Source organism: Noviherbaspirillum humi (genome assembly GCF_900188095.1).
In the GTDB taxonomy this organism is placed as follows: Bacteria; Pseudomonadota; Gammaproteobacteria; order Burkholderiales; family Burkholderiaceae_D; genus Noviherbaspirillum; species Noviherbaspirillum humi.
Window position 1 is genome coordinate 1 of the sequence record NZ_FZOT01000005.1, and the last position, 13,844, is coordinate 13,844.

Sequence of the window (13,844 nt, forward strand, 5' to 3'; positions counted from 1 at the left end):
TTTCCGCGGCTGAAGGAAAGAAGAAGCAACCTGGGCGCGCAGCTGTCGGGCGGGGAGCAGCAGATGCTGGCCATCGGGCGGGCATTAATGACCAATCCGCAGCTCTTGGTGCTGGACGAGGCGACCGAAGGGCTGGCGCCGATCATCCGGCAGGAGATCTGGGAAGCGCTGACGCGGCTGAAGGGCGAAGGGCTGTCGCAGATCGTGATCGACAAGAACATTGGCGCGCTGCTGAAGTTCGCCGACCGGCACTATGTGCTGGAGAAGGGCAAGGTGGTGTGGCAGGGCAGCTCGACCGAGCTGGCCGGCCAGCCGGACATCATTCATCAATATCTTGGAGTGTGAATTGGCACAGAACGGCAACAATCGTGTCGGCAACAACGACAACCGCATCCTGCACAATTATTTTCGCAGTTCGTCTTCCTACCGCGTGCGCATCGCCCTCAACCTGAAGGGGCTGCCATACACCTATGCGGCGGTGCACCTGAACCGCAACGGCGGCGAGCAGTTCCAGGATCCGTTCAAGGCGCTCAATCCGCAGGCGCTGGTGCCGGTGCTGAGCGACGGTGGTCTCCATATCAGCCAGTCGCTCGCCATCCTGGAGTACCTGGAAGAGAAATATCCGGAGGTGCCGCTGCTGCCGAAGTCCATCGAGGACCGCGCTTACGTGCGCCAGCTGGGGCTCGCCATCGCCTGCGAGATCCACCCGATCAACAACCTGCGCGTGCTGAAATACCTCACCGGCCCGCTCGGCCTGCCGGAAGAGGCAAAGAACCAGTGGACCAGGCACTGGATCAACCTCGGCCTGGAAGCTATCGAGGCGGAACTTGCCCGTTCGCCTAAGCGCGGCCGCTTCTGCTTCGGCGATACGCCGACCCTGGCCGACATCTGCCTGGTGCCGCAGATGTTCAATGCGGCCCGCTTCGGCGTCGATCTGAGCCGCTATCCGACCCTGTCCGCCATCGATGCGGAGTGCAACAAGTTGCCAGCCTTTCAGCAAGCGCATCCGGGCAAGCAGGTCGACTCGGAGTAATTTTCCGGATGAGTGGCAAAAATGCTACATAATGAGCATGCTCACCGTATACATGAACATGGGACGGACTTAATATTCCGGAAGAGAAATTTGGGATGACTTAGGTCACCTGTCCCGCCAGCGCCGCATGAACCCATTCGCGTTTTCGGGACGCACGACACAGAGAGAGATTGCTATCGTAGTCATTTGGCGACGGTGGTTGTGAGCCAGGCAGCTGCAACGTTTGGCGATAATCGGCGCACAAGCGTCATTCAAAGGAGAGAAAGAAAAATGAAGAAGGTTCATGCTCTGGCGGCTGTTGCTGCCGTTGCTGCCGCCGGCGTGGCGCAAGCCCAGACTTCGGTGCAGATCTACGGTATTTTCGATACCGGTGTCGAGCGCGTCACCAACGTCCAGGCCGCGACTGGCGCTGCCGCCGCAACCACTGGCGGTACTCTGTGGCGCATGCCGACCCTGACCGGCGGCCAGTTCCCGTCCCGCATCGGTTTCCGCGGCACCGAAGACCTCGGCGCCGGCCTGAAAGCCATCTTCACCCTGGAAAACGGCTTCGGTCCGGATTCCGGCGTGCTGAACCAGGGTGGCCGTCTGTTCGGCCGCCAGGCTTTCGTCGGCCTGTCCGGTAATTGGGGCGCGCTGACTCTCGGCCGTCAGTACACCATGCTCGGCGGTGCGATGGCTGATGTCGACGTCATCGGCCCGGCGCAATATTCCCTCGGCTCCATCGATCCGTACCTGCCGAATGCCCGCAGCGACAACTCCATCGCCTACAAAGGCACGTTTGCTGGCGTGACCGTCGGCGCCACCTATAGCCTCGGCCGCGATGCCGTCCTGGCCGGCGCAGGCGCGCCTCCGGGAACCGGTTGCGCCGGCGAGCGTGCCGGTGACTACCGTGCTTGCAAACAGTGGTCCGCCATGGTCCGCTACGACACCGCCAACTGGGGTGCGGCTGTCGGCTACGACCGCATCAACGGCGGTGCCGGCGGCACTTCGCCTTTCGGTCCGTCCACGATCGCTGCTCAGAACACCGTCGCTTTCACCAGCCCTGATCTGACCGACACCCGCATCAACGTTGGTGGCTACGCCAAGTTCGGCCCGGCCAAGGTCGGCGCCGGCATTCTGCGTCGCACCAATACCGCGTTCGCCACGACTGCGACCAGCAATCCGCGCAGCGACATGTACTACCTTGGCGCAGCCTACGACTTGACCCCGGCCTTCGTGCTCGACGGCCAGTTCGGTCGCTACGATGTGAAGGACAGCGGCAATGACGCTAATTTCCTGATCCTGCGCGGCACCTACAACCTGTCCAAGCGTACTTCGGTCTATGCGCTGGCTGGTTACATCCGCAACCAGGGCACCCAGTCGATCAGCATCAGCTCCGGCAACACAGCAACTGCTGGCGCTTCCCAGACCGGCATCATGACCGGCGTGAAGCACTCGTTCTAATCCACGTCATCACTCGGGGCCCTCGGGCCCTGTTGGTCAAAAAATATCCGGCCCTCGCGCCGGATATTTTTTTCTGCCGTTGCCGGCTTTCATTCGCCGGCGAACTCCGCCGCCGCCTTCGCCGTCCACAGCGCCTCCTTGTGAGACGGGAAGGGCGCGTCATAGCCTTCCAGCTCGCCATCCGCCCCGGCGAACTCGGTCCACCAGCCATCTTTCCTTTGGACGATCACGATGTCGCCATCGCGCCATGGCTTTTCTTGAAGCTCGCCTTCGTCGAGGGAAATGATGCGTGTGCCGCGGTGGGTGATGATGTCAGCCATGAAATACGATGCCTTTTCGAAAATGTGGTGTGAAGCAAGACTCCTGCACATCAGGCCATTGCGCGGGCAAAAAATTCAACCCCAACGCATGAAAATGGATAGATATGAATCTCGTCTTGTCTGACTGATCATTTCCCGGCGACGCATTCAACCCGGGACATGTTTCAAGCATACCGAAAGGCAAGTCATGAGCGACAAGCAATCCATACTCACCAATCGCCAGGGACATCCCATCAGCGACAACCAGTCGCTGCGCACGGTGGGCGAGCGCGGGCCGGCAACGCTGGAAAATTATCAGTTCATCGAGAAGATCACCCATTTCGACCGCGAGCGCATTCCCGAGCGGGTGGTGCATGCGCGCGGCGCCGGCGCCCACGGCTACTTCGAACCGACCGGCAAGGTCGGCGACGAGCCGGCCGCCAAATACACCCGCGCCAAGGTTTTCAACCAGATCGGTGTGCAGACCCCCATCTTTCTGCGCTTCTCCACCGTGATCGGCGGCAGGGAATCGCCCGAGACCAAGCGCGACCCGCGCGGCTTTGCCATTAAGTTCAAGACGGTGGACGGCAACTGGGATCTGGTCGGCAACAACCTGAAGGTGTTCTTCATCCGTGACGCGGTCAAGTTTCCAGACATGATCCACGCCTTCAAGCCAGACCCCGTTTCCAATCGCGAGGAACCCTGGAGATTTTACGACTTCGTTGCCATGCATCCGGAATCGCTGCACATGGTCACCTGGGTGAAAAGCCCTTGGGGCATTCCGGCCAACTATCGCGAGATGGAGGGCTCCGGGGTCAACACCTACAAGCTGGTGAACGACCAGGGCGTGGCGCATTTGTGCAAGTTCCATTTCCAGCCGAAGCAGGGCGTACGCAACCTGACGTCGCAGCGGGCAGCGGAAATCCAGATGAAGGACGTCGGCCATGCCACGGCCGATCTGTATGACGCGATCGAGCGCGGCGATTATCCCGAGTGGGACATGTGCGTGCAGATCATGAGCGATGACGACCATCCCGAACTTGACTTCGATCCGCTCGACGATACCAAGCGCTGGCCGGAAGACAAGTTCCCGCTGCTCAAGGTGGGCAGGATCGTCCTCAACCGCAATCCGGACAACTTCTTCGCCGAGGTCGAGCAGTCTGCCTTCGGCACCGGCGTGCTGGTGGATGGCATTGACTTCTCCGACGACAAGATGCTGCAGGGCCGGACGCTGTCCTATTCCGATACCCAGCGCTACCGCGTCGGCCCCAACTACCTTCAACTGCCGATCAACGCGCCGCATGAGGCTGCGCGTGCACACACCAACCAGCGCGACGGGCAGATGGCGATGTACGTCGACCAGGACGCCGGCAACAAGCATGTGAACTACGAGCCGAGCCTGCTCGGCCGCGGACTGCAGGAAGCGCCCAAGCCGCAGAAGGATTATCACCAGTGGGTGGAAGGCCATCTCGGCCGCTACCAAACGACCCGCACCGCCGACGACTACAAGCAGGCCGGCGAGCGCTATCGCACCTTCGAGGATTGGGAGCGGGAAGACCTGATCGCCAACATCGGCGGCGACCTGAAGCAGTGCCCGGAGCAGATCCAGCTGCGCATGGTCTGGCACTTCTGGCACTGCGACGAAGACTATGGCCGCCGCGTGGCCCAGGCCGCCGGCATCGATCTGGAGAAGGCGAAGGCGCTGCCGCCGCTGCCGGGCAAGCCCGCGCCGCACCAGCGCCGGCCGCAGTCGACCTATACCAGCGGCAAAGCGGAGGAAAAGGCTCCGTCCCAGGAGACTGCAGGCGCGAAGTGATGAGCTCAGTGCATGCGCAACTGCCAAAGCCCGGGACCGCCGGGCTTTTTTATCGGCTGATGTGACCGTCGGAAAATGCGTGATGGAAGCGGGCAGGGGATGGAGGAAAACCGGACGCCCAAAAACGAAAGGGACCCAGGCTTGCGCCTGGATCCCTGTATTCGTTGGTAGGCCGTGCGGGATTCGAACCTGCGACCAACGGATTAAAAGTCCGCTGCTCTACCAGCTGAGCTAACGACCCAACGAGGCCCGAATTATAGCGGAACAAATTTGAGATCGCTAGCGGTTTTGGCCAGAAATGCACGGTTTCAGCCGTGCCATCTTCAGTTGATCGCCGAGGTTGCCTTCAAGACTTCGTCGGCGGTGGTAACGCCCTGGGCGATCTTCAGCGCGCCCGCCTGCCGCAGCGGCGTCATGCCGTCGCCCATCGCTTGCCGGCGCAGCGCATGCAGGTCTGCCTCTTTTTTCATCAGCTGCGAAAACGGCTGCGTGACGGTCAGCAATTCATACAACCCGGTTCGGCCTCGATAGCCGGTCTGTCTGCATTCCGGGCAGCCAACCGCGCGGTACGCCACCTTGGGCTTCTCGATGTCGCCGCCTTCCGCAAGGCTCTGCCAAGTGTCATCGGAGAGCTCCGCGCCGGGCGCCTTGCAGCTCGGACACAGGGTGCGCACCAGGCGCTGCGCCATGATGCCGGCCAGGGTCGCTTCCAGCAGGTAATGCGGCACGCCCAGTTCCAGCAAGCGCATCACCGCCGACGGCGCATCGTTGGTGTGCAGGGTGGAGAGCACCAGGTGGCCGGTGAGCGCCGCCTGTATCGCCATCTCGGCTGTTTCGAGGTCGCGAATCTCGCCCACCATGATGATGTCCGGGTCTTGCCGCATCAGCGCCCGCACGCCGTCGGCAAAGGAGAGATCGATGCCGTGCTGCACCTGCATCTGGTTGAACGACGCTTCCACCATCTCGATCGGGTCTTCCACCGTGCAGACGTTCACCTGCGAGGTCGCCAGCGCCTTCAGCGTGGTGTAGAGCGTGGTGGTCTTGCCGGAGCCGGTCGGGCCGGTGACGAGGATGATGCCGTGCGGCCGGCTGGTGAGTTCGTCCCAGCGCTTTGCTTCAACGGGCGGAAAGCCCAGCTCCGGCAGCGTCTTCACCACCACTTCCGGATCGAAGATGCGCATCACCAGCTTTTCGCCGAATGCGGTGGGCAGCGTTGACAGGCGCAGCTCGATTTCCTGGCCGCCGTTGGTGCGGGTCTTGATGCGTCCATCCTGCGGCCGGCGCTTCTCGATCACGTCCATGCGCCCGAGCAGCTTGATCCGGGCCGTCATCGCCATCATCACCACGATCGGCACCTGGTAAACCTGGTGTAGGATGCCGTCGATGCGAAAGCGGATCGCGCCCATGTCGCGCTTCGGCTCGAGATGAATGTCCGACGCGCGCTGGTCGAAGGCGTACTGCCACAGCCAGTCGACGATGTTGATGATGTGCTGGTCGTTGGCGTCGACCTGCTTGTTGTTCTTGCCGAGCTCGACCAGCTGCTCGAAGTTGTTGCGCAGCGCGAGTTCCTGGCCGTTGGCCTTGTTGGCATCCTTGATCGATTTCGCCAGCGCGAAGAATTGCGCGGTGTACTGGGCGATGTCGAGCGGATTGGCGATCACCAGCTTGAGCTTGCGCCGCGTGACCTTGGCGATCTCCGCTTCCCATTCGCTGATGAAGGGCTCGGCGGTGGCTACCACCAGCTCGGCGGCGTTCATCTCGATCGGCAGGATGTTGAAACGGGCGGCGTAGCTGGCCGACATCACGTCGGCCACCTTGGCGAAATCGACCTTCAGGGGATCGATGCGGAAGAAGGGCAGCTTGACCTTGGACGCCATCCATTCCGACAGCCAGTCCAGCGTGAGCAGCTTGTGCGGGGGCAGGGCGGAGTGCAGCTTGGACTGCGCCACCGCGGTCAGCGGATGCATGCCGCTGCCGCCGTTCTTGAGAATGGATTGCGCCTTTTGATAAGCGGCGCGGGCTTCCGCCTGGGGCAGGATGCCGTCGCCGACCAGCCAGCCGAAGACCTGCTGCAGGTCGAGTGTCTTGGGAGCTGCCTTGTTCATGGGGATAAGTGTCGACCGGATGGATGCGTCTGGAATGTGTCGGTTGATGCTATCACAGGGACTTTGCCGCCCGGCCCTGACCTTGGTCATGGCGCCTTTCACCTGCAGCGCCGGATCAGCCGCCCTTCATGCCGTTGACCCAGGACTTCGCCGGCAACTTGGTGGCTGCCGTGATGGCGGCGGCGCGTTCGTACAGCTGGCCGAAGTCGAGTTCAGTGCGGTTCTTGAAGGCGATGGCGACCACGTTCCCGTCGTGGACCTCCGGCAGCGCGATCACCTGCGGGAAGGCGAAGCGCATCGCCTTCAGGTTCTTCGCATAGCTCGGATGATCGCCGAACAGATTGACCGTCATGATGCCGCCCTCGGCGAGGCAGGCGGCGCAGGCGGCATAGAACTCGGGCGTGTCCAGCACCGGGCCGCGGGCGGTGGCATCGTACAGGTCCACTTGCAGCGCATCCAGCGTGCCATGCCGCGCTTCGTCCATCACGAAATCCATCGCATCCATCTCCAGCACCGATAGCCGGTCGTCCTCCGGCGGCAGCTTGAACATGGAACGGCAGATCGCGACCACCGCCGGGTTCAATTCCACCGCCGTCACCCGGGCCTGCGGAAACTGGCGATGACAGAACTTGGTGAGCGCGCCGGTACCGAGGCCGAGCTGGGCAACGTGGCGCGGTTGGTCGATGAACAACATCCAGCTCATCATCTGCTGCGCGTATTCGAGTTCGATGGCATCCGGCTTGCGGATGCGCATCGCGCCCTGCACCCACTCGGTGCCGAAATGCAGGTAGCGCACGCCATCCTGCTCCGACAGGGTGACGGGGGCGAATTTCGGCTTGCGCGGCGCGGCTGCCTTGGCGGCGGGCTTGTCCGCGCTTTTGGTCGCGGTCTTGCGGGCTTTGGCCGGGCCGGCCTTCAGATTGCCTTCGGCTTCGATGGACTTGCGCTTGATGAGCATGGGATGGTTCTGCCGCCTTGCCGCGGCCTGAAAAAATGGCAAGCGCGCCGAGCCGGACGGGCGGGCGGTGCGCCGGAAGGCCGTCATTCTACCTAATGATGCCGCGCCATATCTCCAGTTTCTGCTCGAAGGAAAGCTGCATGTTCGCCGGCGAGGAAGAGGGCAGCACCAGGGTGTCGAAGCCGGCTGCCTGGAACTGGGGTTCGAACTTGCCGGACGTCTTGCCGTTGAAGCAGACGCGAAACAGCCGCGGGCATTGCGCCTTCAGGATGGAAAAATCATTTGGCTGCGCCTGGCGGATGGCGGTGTCGAGGCTGCCCTCGCGGGCACAGACGTCGATTACATCCCACAGGCCGATGCCATGCACATCCAGCCGCAGCAGGCGCTGCTCGTAGGGCAGGGCGGCGATGTCTTCTTCCAGTACCGCCGACAGCAGGCGCCAGAACTGATTGCGCGGATGGGCGTAATACTGCGCCGCCTTGAGCGAGGCCTCGCCAGGGAAACTGCCGAGCACGAGGATGCGGGTGCGATCGCTGATGACGGCCGGGAAACCGGTCTTGAGCGGCGTCGAAGCCTTGTTGGCGGCATGGGTAGCGGAAGACGGGCGGGGCATATATTCTGCAGTGAGCGGTCCGGGTAGATTCTAGACTTCGGCCGGCTGCAAAAATTCATCGCACAAAATCCATCAGCATGGGAGGAGACAGCATGCAGGAAAAGGTCATGATCATCACCGGCGGCAGCCGCGGCATCGGCGCGGCGACGGCGCGCCTGGCCGCTGCCGCCGGCTATGCGGTCTGCATCAATTATCGGCGCAATCGAGAGGCGGCGCAGGCGCTGGTGGCGGAGATCGAAGCCGGCGGCGGCAGGGCGATGGCGCTGCCGGGCGATGTCGCCGAGGAGGCCGATGTGCTGGCGCTGTTCCGCGCCGTGGATGATGCGTACGGCCGGGTAACCGCCCTGGTGAACAACGCCGGCATCCTGGAGCGGCAGATGCGGCTGGACGAAATGGACGTCGGTCGGCTCGGCCGCGTACTGTCCACGAATGTCATCGGCAGCTTTCTCTGCGCCCGCGAGGCGGTGCGGCGCATGTCCGCCCGCCACGGCGGCCGCGGCGGCGCGATCGTGAATGTCTCCTCGGTGGCGGCGCGGCTCGGATCGCCGCATGAGTACATCGACTATGCGGCATCCAAGGGGGCGATCGATGCCATGACGGTGGGTCTGGCCAAGGAAGTGGCGGCCGAGGGCGTGCGGGTGAATGCGGTGAGGCCGGGCGTGATCTATACCGAGATCCATGCCAGCGGCGGCGAGCCGGGCAGGGTGGACAGGGTGAAGGACACGGTACCAATGAAGCGCGGCGGCCAGCCTGAAGAGGTGGCGACCGCCATCCTCTGGCTGCTGTCGGAGGCGGCGTCCTACACCACCGGCGCCATCATCGACGTTGCCGGCGGCAGATGAAACGCAACGTTTTCGCTGCAAGGCGTGCATTGCCGGGAGGATTGACTACAATGAATTCACAACATCAAAACAAGGAGACAGTCATGGACCATGCCGCCCGCCAGATCGATGCCCTGCTCGACAAGTACGCGGAGAGCCACCGCAACCCGGTCAATGAAGCCATCCACTGCATCTGCATCCCGGCCATCGTATTCTCGCTGCTCGGACTGCTGTGGGCCGTCCATCCCTATGTCGCCGGCGCGGTGGTGGCCGGGGCCATGTTCTACTACCTGATGCTGTCCCCAGCCTTCGCCATCGGCATGCTGCTCATGACCTGCGCCATGCTGTGGCTGCTGGCCTTTCTGCCGCAGGAACAGATGGTCATGATTTCGCTGGCGGTCTTCGTGCTGGCCTGGATCGGCCAGTTCATCGGCCACAAGATCGAAGGCAGGAAGCCCTCCTTCTTCGACGACCTGCGCTTCCTGCTGATTGGTCCGCTGTTCGTGCTCGGCCTGCTTTATCGCCGTCTCGGCATGCATTTCTGACCAGGCTTTCACACGGAAAGAACATGCGGGCGATCAGCCTGGAGTCGTCTCGTACCAGTGGCGGGATCGGTTGACCACGGCGACGACGAACAGCATCACCGGCACTTCGATCAGCACGCCAACCACCGTGGCGAGCGCAGCGCCGGACTGGAAGCCGAACAGGCTGATGGCGGTGGCGACCGCCAGCTCGAAGAAGTTGGACGCGCCGATCAGGGCCGAGGGGCCGGCGACGCAGTGCGCCACGCCCAGGCGGCGGTTGAGCAGATAGGCCAGCCCGGAGTTGAAGAACACCTGGATCAGGATCGGCACTGCCAGGATGGCGATGACCAGCGGCTGCTCGGTAATAGCCGTGCCCTGGAAGGCGAACAGCAGCACCAGGGTCAGCAGCAGGGCCGAGATCGAGAACGGCCCGAGCCGACTTACGGCGCGCTCCAGGTGGGCCGGCCCCTTGGCCAGCAGGGCGGTACGGATGAGCTGGGCGATGATCACCGGCACGATGATGTACAGGCCCACCGAGATGACGAGCGTATCCCAGGGAACGGTGATGGACGCCAGCCCGAGCAGCAGCGCCACCAGCGGCGCGAAGGCGACGATCATGATGGCGTCGTTGAGCGCCACCTGAGACAGGGTGAAATACGGGTCGCCCTTGCAGAGCTGGCTCCAGACGAACACCATCGCGGTGCAGGGCGCCGCCGCCAGCAGGATCAGACCGGCGATGTAGCTGTCGATCTGGTCCGGCGGCAGCCAGGCGGCGAACACCTGCCGGATGAAAAGCCAGCCCAGCAGCGCCATCGAAAACGGCTTCACCAGCCAGTTCACCGCCAGGGTGACGCCGATGCCGCGCCAGTGGCCCTTTACCTGGGACAGCGCGCCGAAGTCGATCTTGATGAGCATCGGAATGATCATCACCCAGATCAGCACGCCCACCGGCAGATTGACCTTCGCCACTTCCAGCCCGGCGATCCCCTGGAACAGGGCGGGGAAGGCGCGGCCAAGCAGGATGCCGGCGACGATGCACAGCGCCACCCAGATGGTCAGGTAGCGTTCGAAGAAGCCTATCGCCGGCTTGGCGCCGCCGGCGACGGCGGTGGTGTGGGAGGTGGTCATGGCGCGAAGTTCATTGCTGGTCGACCGGCATCGCGCCGATCTTGCGGATTTCCTGCTGTAGGGCCTGCCTGTCCAGCGCGTGCAGCGGCAGGCTCACCAGAACGTTCATGCGCGCCCCGATCTGCCGGAAGATGCGTTCGAAGGCGTCGCGCTTCACGTCGTTGGTGCCCTGCACGGCGGCGGGATCTTCGAAGCCCCAGTGTGCCGTCACCGGATGGCCCGGCCAGACCGGGCAAGCCTCGCCGGCGGCGTTGTCGCAGACGGTGATGATGAGATCCATTCGCGGCGCGCCGGGCGCCGCGAACTCCTCCCAGCTCTTGCTGCGAAGGTCATCGACGGGATAGCCGGTTTTTCTCACTTGTTCGATGGCGAAGGGATTGACCTTGCCGCCCGGCTTGCTGCCGGCGCTGAAGCCCTTGAACCGCCCCTGGCTCATCGTGGTGGCCAGGGCCTCGGCCATGATGCTGCGGGCGGAGTTGGCGGTGCAGAGGAAAAGGATGTTGCAGGTCTCGTCGGTCATGGTAAGGGCCTTGCTGAAGGGCGGATCAGGGGCAGGTTCCGTCCGGGCTGGCGGAACAGGCGGAAACGGTTGCCGCCGGCAGGCAGGGATTGCCGCCGCAGCAGTTCTCCGTGAGGAAGGCGATGAGTTGATTCATCGTCTCGAAGCGGGCCGAATAGATGATCTGGCGGCCTTCGTGGCGCGCCTGCAGCAGGCCGGCGTTGAGCATGTCCTTCAGGTGGAAGGAAAGCGACGAGGCCGGAATCTGCAGCTCGCTGGAGAGGGCGCCGGCGGTCAGGCCCTGCGGGCCGGTCTGGACCAGCAGGCGGAAGACGGTGAGGCGGTGTTCGTTGGCGAGGGCACCGAGGGCGTGTACGGCTGACGGGAAGTCCATGGAAGGAAACGGTTCAAGCGCTGAATAATTCGAGTTTAATCGAAACTTTCGATAATTGTCGAAATAATTGCGCCGCCTCGACGGTCGGCGCCCCCGAATGAAATTGCCGGCATCGTTCTGCAGGGCGGCATTCCGCGGCCGGGGTTGAAATATGGGATAAGTGCATCCTGCAATGAAAAACGCCCCGTTTGCGGGGCGTTTTGCTTGATCGATCCAACCAGCGGGCGTCGGTCAGCGCACCGCCATGCCCAGCAGCATGTCGTTCAGCCGCTTGACGAACCCGGCCGGGTCTTCCAGGGAGCCGCCTTCGGCCAGCATCGCCTGATCGAACAGGATGTGCGACCAGTCGCCGAACTTCGCCTCCTCGTACTTCAGGCGCTGGACCAGTGCATGATTCGGATTGATCTCGAGGATGGGCTTGCTGTCGGGCGCCTTCTGGCCGGCCGCCTTCAGCATGCGCACCAGGTTGCCGGACAGCTCATGCTCGTCGGCCACCAGGCAGGCCGGCGAATCGGTCAGGCGGAAGGTGACGCGCACGTCCTTGGCCTTGTCCGCTAGGCTGGCCTTCATCTTCTCGACCAGGTCCTTGTACTCGGCCTCGGTCTCCTCATGCTGCTTCTTCTCGGCTTCGTCCTCCAGCTTGCCGAGGTCGAGGTCGCCCTTGGCCACCGATACCAGTTCCTTGCCTTCCACCTCGTGCAGGAAGGACAGCATCCATTCGTCGACCCGGTCGGTCAGCAGCAGCACTTCCACGCCCTTCTTGCGGAAGATCTCGAGGTGCGGGCTGTTCTTGGCGGCGACATAGGAATCGGCGGTGACGTAATAGATCTTGTCCTGGCCCTCCTTCATGCGGCCGATGTAGTCGTCGAAGGAGACGGTCTGGGCATCGCTGTCGTTCTGGGTGGAAGCGAAGCGCAGCAGCTTGGCGATGCGCTCCTTGTTGGCCGCGTCTTCGCCGATGCCTTCCTTCAGCACCTGGCCGAACTCCGTCCAGAAGGTGGCGTACTTGTCCTTCTGCGCCTGGTCGTCGCTGTTGGCCAGCTCTTCCAGCAGGCCGAGCACGCGCTTGGTGGAGCCTTCGCGGATGGCTTTCACGTCGCGCGATTCCTGCAGGATTTCGCGCGATACGTTCAGCGGCAGGTCGGCGGAGTCGATCACGCCCTTGACGAAGCGCAGGTAGACCGGCATCAGCTGCTCGGCATCGTCCATGATGAACACGCGCTTGACGTAGAGCTTGATGCCGCCGCGCTTGTTGCGGTCCCAGAGGTCGAACGGCGCCCGCGCCGGGACGTAGAGCAGCTGGGTGTACTCGCTGCGGCCTTCGACCCGGTTGTGGGTATAGGCCAGCGGCGCCTCGTAATCGTGGGCGACGTGCTTGTAGAACTCCTCGTACTGCTCCGGCGTGATGTCGGACTTGCTGCGGCTCCAGAGCGCGCTGGCCTGGTTGACGGTCTCGAACTCGTCGCGGATGACGGTTTCCTTCTTCTCCTCGTCCCACTCCTCCTTGTGCATCTGGATCGGCAGGGAGATGTGGTCGGAGTACTTGCGCACAATGGACTTCAGGCGCCAGCTCGACAGGAATTCGTCCTCGCCCTCGCGCAGGTGCAGGACGATGTCGGTGCCGCGGCTCGGCTTGTCGATGGTCTCGACGCTGAAGTCGCCCTCGCCGCCGGATTCCCAGCGCACGCCTTCGGCCGCCGGCAGTCCGGCACGGCGGGTTTCGACCGTGATGCGGTCGGCGACGATGAAGGCGGAGTAGAAGCCCACGCCGAACTGGCCGATCAGGGCGGCATCTTTCTGCTGGTCGCCGGACAGCTTCGAAAAGAATTCCTTGGTGCCGGACTTGGCAATGGTGCCGAGATGCTGGATGGCTTCGTCGCGGCTCATGCCGATGCCGTTGTCGGAGATGGTGATGGTGTGCGCGGCCTTGTCGAAGGTGACGCGGATGCGCAGCTCGCCGTCGTTCTCGTACAGCTCGGCATTGTTGATGGCTTCGAAACGCAGCTTGTCGGCGGCGTCTGAGGCGTTGGAGATCAGCTCGCGCAGGAAAATTTCCTTGTTGGAGTACAAGGAGTGAATCATCAGCTGCAGAAGTTGCTCGACCTCTGCCTGGAATCCCATCGTTTGCTTTTCGGATGCTGCCATTTTTTCCTCGATCGGTTGCAGGTTCGTGTGCTTGAAAGGGTTGCGCGCCATTCCCATGGCAGGAAT

14 protein-coding genes and 1 tRNA gene are annotated in these 13,844 nt (G+C 63.0%); 6 read left to right on the forward strand and 9 right to left on the reverse strand.

Going from position 1 to position 13,844, the window contains the following annotated elements; translation table 11 throughout:
• The 3 genes from CHB88_RS09885 to CHB88_RS09895 all read left to right on the forward strand — a co-directional run.
• The coding region (locus CHB88_RS09885) for an ATP-binding cassette domain-containing protein (RefSeq protein WP_143131208.1) at positions 1–345 on the forward strand (345 nt) is incomplete at its 5' end.
• Position 346: 1 nt separating this feature from the next.
• On the forward strand, positions 347–1,033 hold the full coding sequence (gene maiA, locus CHB88_RS09890; protein ID WP_245844882.1) for a maleylacetoacetate isomerase: 687 nt from the start codon (positions 347–349) through the stop codon (positions 1,031–1,033).
• Between the two features lie 270 nt (positions 1,034–1,303).
• Complete coding sequence (locus CHB88_RS09895; RefSeq protein ID WP_089399171.1) at positions 1,304–2,476, forward strand: porin; 1,173 nt, start codon at positions 1,304–1,306, stop codon at positions 2,474–2,476.
• 89 nt (positions 2,477–2,565) lie between these two features.
• Here CHB88_RS09895 and CHB88_RS09900 read toward each other — a convergent pair whose 3' ends face one another.
• Positions 2,566–2,796 (reverse strand): hypothetical protein, encoded by a 231-nt coding sequence (locus tag CHB88_RS09900; protein ID WP_089399172.1) that lies wholly within the window; start codon positions 2,794–2,796, stop codon positions 2,566–2,568.
• Between the two features lie 187 nt (positions 2,797–2,983).
• Here CHB88_RS09900 and CHB88_RS09905 point away from each other — a divergent pair, with 187 nt between their 5' ends.
• Complete coding sequence (locus tag CHB88_RS09905; RefSeq protein WP_089399173.1) at positions 2,984–4,591, forward strand: catalase; 1,608 nt, start codon at positions 2,984–2,986, stop codon at positions 4,589–4,591.
• Positions 4,592–4,756: 165 nt separating this feature from the next.
• On the opposite strand, the gene CHB88_RS09910 is transcribed toward CHB88_RS09905, so the two are convergent.
• From CHB88_RS09910 to CHB88_RS09925, 4 genes are all read right to left on the reverse strand, one after another.
• A tRNA-Lys gene (locus CHB88_RS09910) sits at positions 4,757–4,832 on the reverse strand.
• An 82-nt stretch (positions 4,833–4,914) separates the two neighbouring features.
• The gene (gene tfpB / locus CHB88_RS09915) at positions 4,915–6,696 is read right to left on the reverse strand and encodes a type IV pilus assembly ATPase TfpB (protein ID WP_089399174.1); all 1,782 of its coding nucleotides are present in this window, start codon (positions 6,694–6,696) and stop codon (positions 4,915–4,917) included.
• A 115-nt stretch (positions 6,697–6,811) separates the two neighbouring features.
• Positions 6,812–7,654, reverse strand: coding sequence for a spermine/spermidine synthase domain-containing protein (locus CHB88_RS09920; protein ID WP_089399362.1), 843 nt, complete (start codon positions 7,652–7,654; stop codon positions 6,812–6,814).
• Positions 7,655–7,742: 88 nt separating this feature from the next.
• Positions 7,743–8,267 (reverse strand): DNA-deoxyinosine glycosylase, encoded by a 525-nt coding sequence (locus CHB88_RS09925; RefSeq protein ID WP_089399175.1) that lies wholly within the window; start codon positions 8,265–8,267, stop codon positions 7,743–7,745.
• 92 nt (positions 8,268–8,359) lie between these two features.
• Between CHB88_RS09925 and CHB88_RS09930 the strand changes: the two genes are divergently transcribed.
• Positions 8,360–9,109, forward strand: a complete 750-nt coding sequence (locus tag CHB88_RS09930) for an SDR family oxidoreductase (protein WP_089399176.1) — start codon at positions 8,360–8,362, stop codon at positions 9,107–9,109.
• 83 nt (positions 9,110–9,192) lie between these two features.
• Positions 9,193–9,633: an Mpo1 family 2-hydroxy fatty acid dioxygenase gene (locus CHB88_RS09935; protein WP_089399177.1), complete on the forward strand. Its 441-nt coding sequence runs from the start codon at positions 9,193–9,195 to the stop codon at positions 9,631–9,633.
• Positions 9,634–9,666: 33 nt separating this feature from the next.
• Here the strand turns inward: CHB88_RS09935 and arsB are convergent, their stop codons facing one another.
• The 4 genes from arsB to htpG all read right to left on the reverse strand — a co-directional run bounded on the left by arsB (position 9,667) and on the right by htpG (position 13,778).
• Complete coding sequence (gene arsB / locus CHB88_RS09940; RefSeq protein WP_089399178.1) at positions 9,667–10,740, reverse strand: ACR3 family arsenite efflux transporter; 1,074 nt, start codon at positions 10,738–10,740, stop codon at positions 9,667–9,669.
• Positions 10,741–10,750: 10 nt separating this feature from the next.
• A complete protein-coding gene (locus CHB88_RS09945; protein WP_089399179.1) occupies positions 10,751–11,260 on the reverse strand; it encodes an arsenate reductase ArsC in 510 nt (169 codons plus the stop codon).
• A 25-nt stretch (positions 11,261–11,285) separates the two neighbouring features.
• Complete coding sequence (locus CHB88_RS09950) at positions 11,286–11,633, reverse strand: ArsR/SmtB family transcription factor (RefSeq protein ID WP_089399180.1); 348 nt, start codon at positions 11,631–11,633, stop codon at positions 11,286–11,288.
• Between the two features lie 231 nt (positions 11,634–11,864).
• Positions 11,865–13,778: a molecular chaperone HtpG gene (gene htpG / locus CHB88_RS09955; protein WP_089399363.1), complete on the reverse strand. Its 1,914-nt coding sequence runs from the start codon at positions 13,776–13,778 to the stop codon at positions 11,865–11,867.
• Between the last annotated feature and the right edge of the window lie 66 nt (positions 13,779–13,844).

Coding starts and splice junctions, on each gene's coding strand:
- CHB88_RS09895 (WP_089399171.1), top strand. CDS start 1,304: ATGAAGAAGGTTCATGCTCTGGCGGCTGTTGCTGCCGTTGCTGCCGCC.
- CHB88_RS09900 (WP_089399172.1), bottom strand. CDS start 2,796: ATGGCTGACATCATCACCCACCGCGGCACACGCATCATTTCCCTCGAC.
- CHB88_RS09905 (WP_089399173.1), top strand. CDS start 2,984: ATGAGCGACAAGCAATCCATACTCACCAATCGCCAGGGACATCCCATC.
- tfpB (WP_089399174.1), bottom strand. CDS start 6,696: ATGAACAAGGCAGCTCCCAAGACACTCGACCTGCAGCAGGTCTTCGGC.
- CHB88_RS09920 (WP_089399362.1), bottom strand. CDS start 7,654: ATGCTCATCAAGCGCAAGTCCATCGAAGCCGAAGGCAATCTGAAGGCC.
- CHB88_RS09925 (WP_089399175.1), bottom strand. CDS start 8,267: ATGCCCCGCCCGTCTTCCGCTACCCATGCCGCCAACAAGGCTTCGACG.
- CHB88_RS09930 (WP_089399176.1), top strand. CDS start 8,360: ATGCAGGAAAAGGTCATGATCATCACCGGCGGCAGCCGCGGCATCGGC.
- CHB88_RS09935 (WP_089399177.1), top strand. CDS start 9,193: ATGGACCATGCCGCCCGCCAGATCGATGCCCTGCTCGACAAGTACGCG.
- arsB (WP_089399178.1), bottom strand. CDS start 10,740: ATGACCACCTCCCACACCACCGCCGTCGCCGGCGGCGCCAAGCCGGCG.
- CHB88_RS09945 (WP_089399179.1), bottom strand. CDS start 11,260: ATGACCGACGAGACCTGCAACATCCTTTTCCTCTGCACCGCCAACTCC.
- CHB88_RS09950 (WP_089399180.1), bottom strand. CDS start 11,633: ATGGACTTCCCGTCAGCCGTACACGCCCTCGGTGCCCTCGCCAACGAA.
- htpG (WP_089399363.1), bottom strand. CDS start 13,778: ATGGCAGCATCCGAAAAGCAAACGATGGGATTCCAGGCAGAGGTCGAG.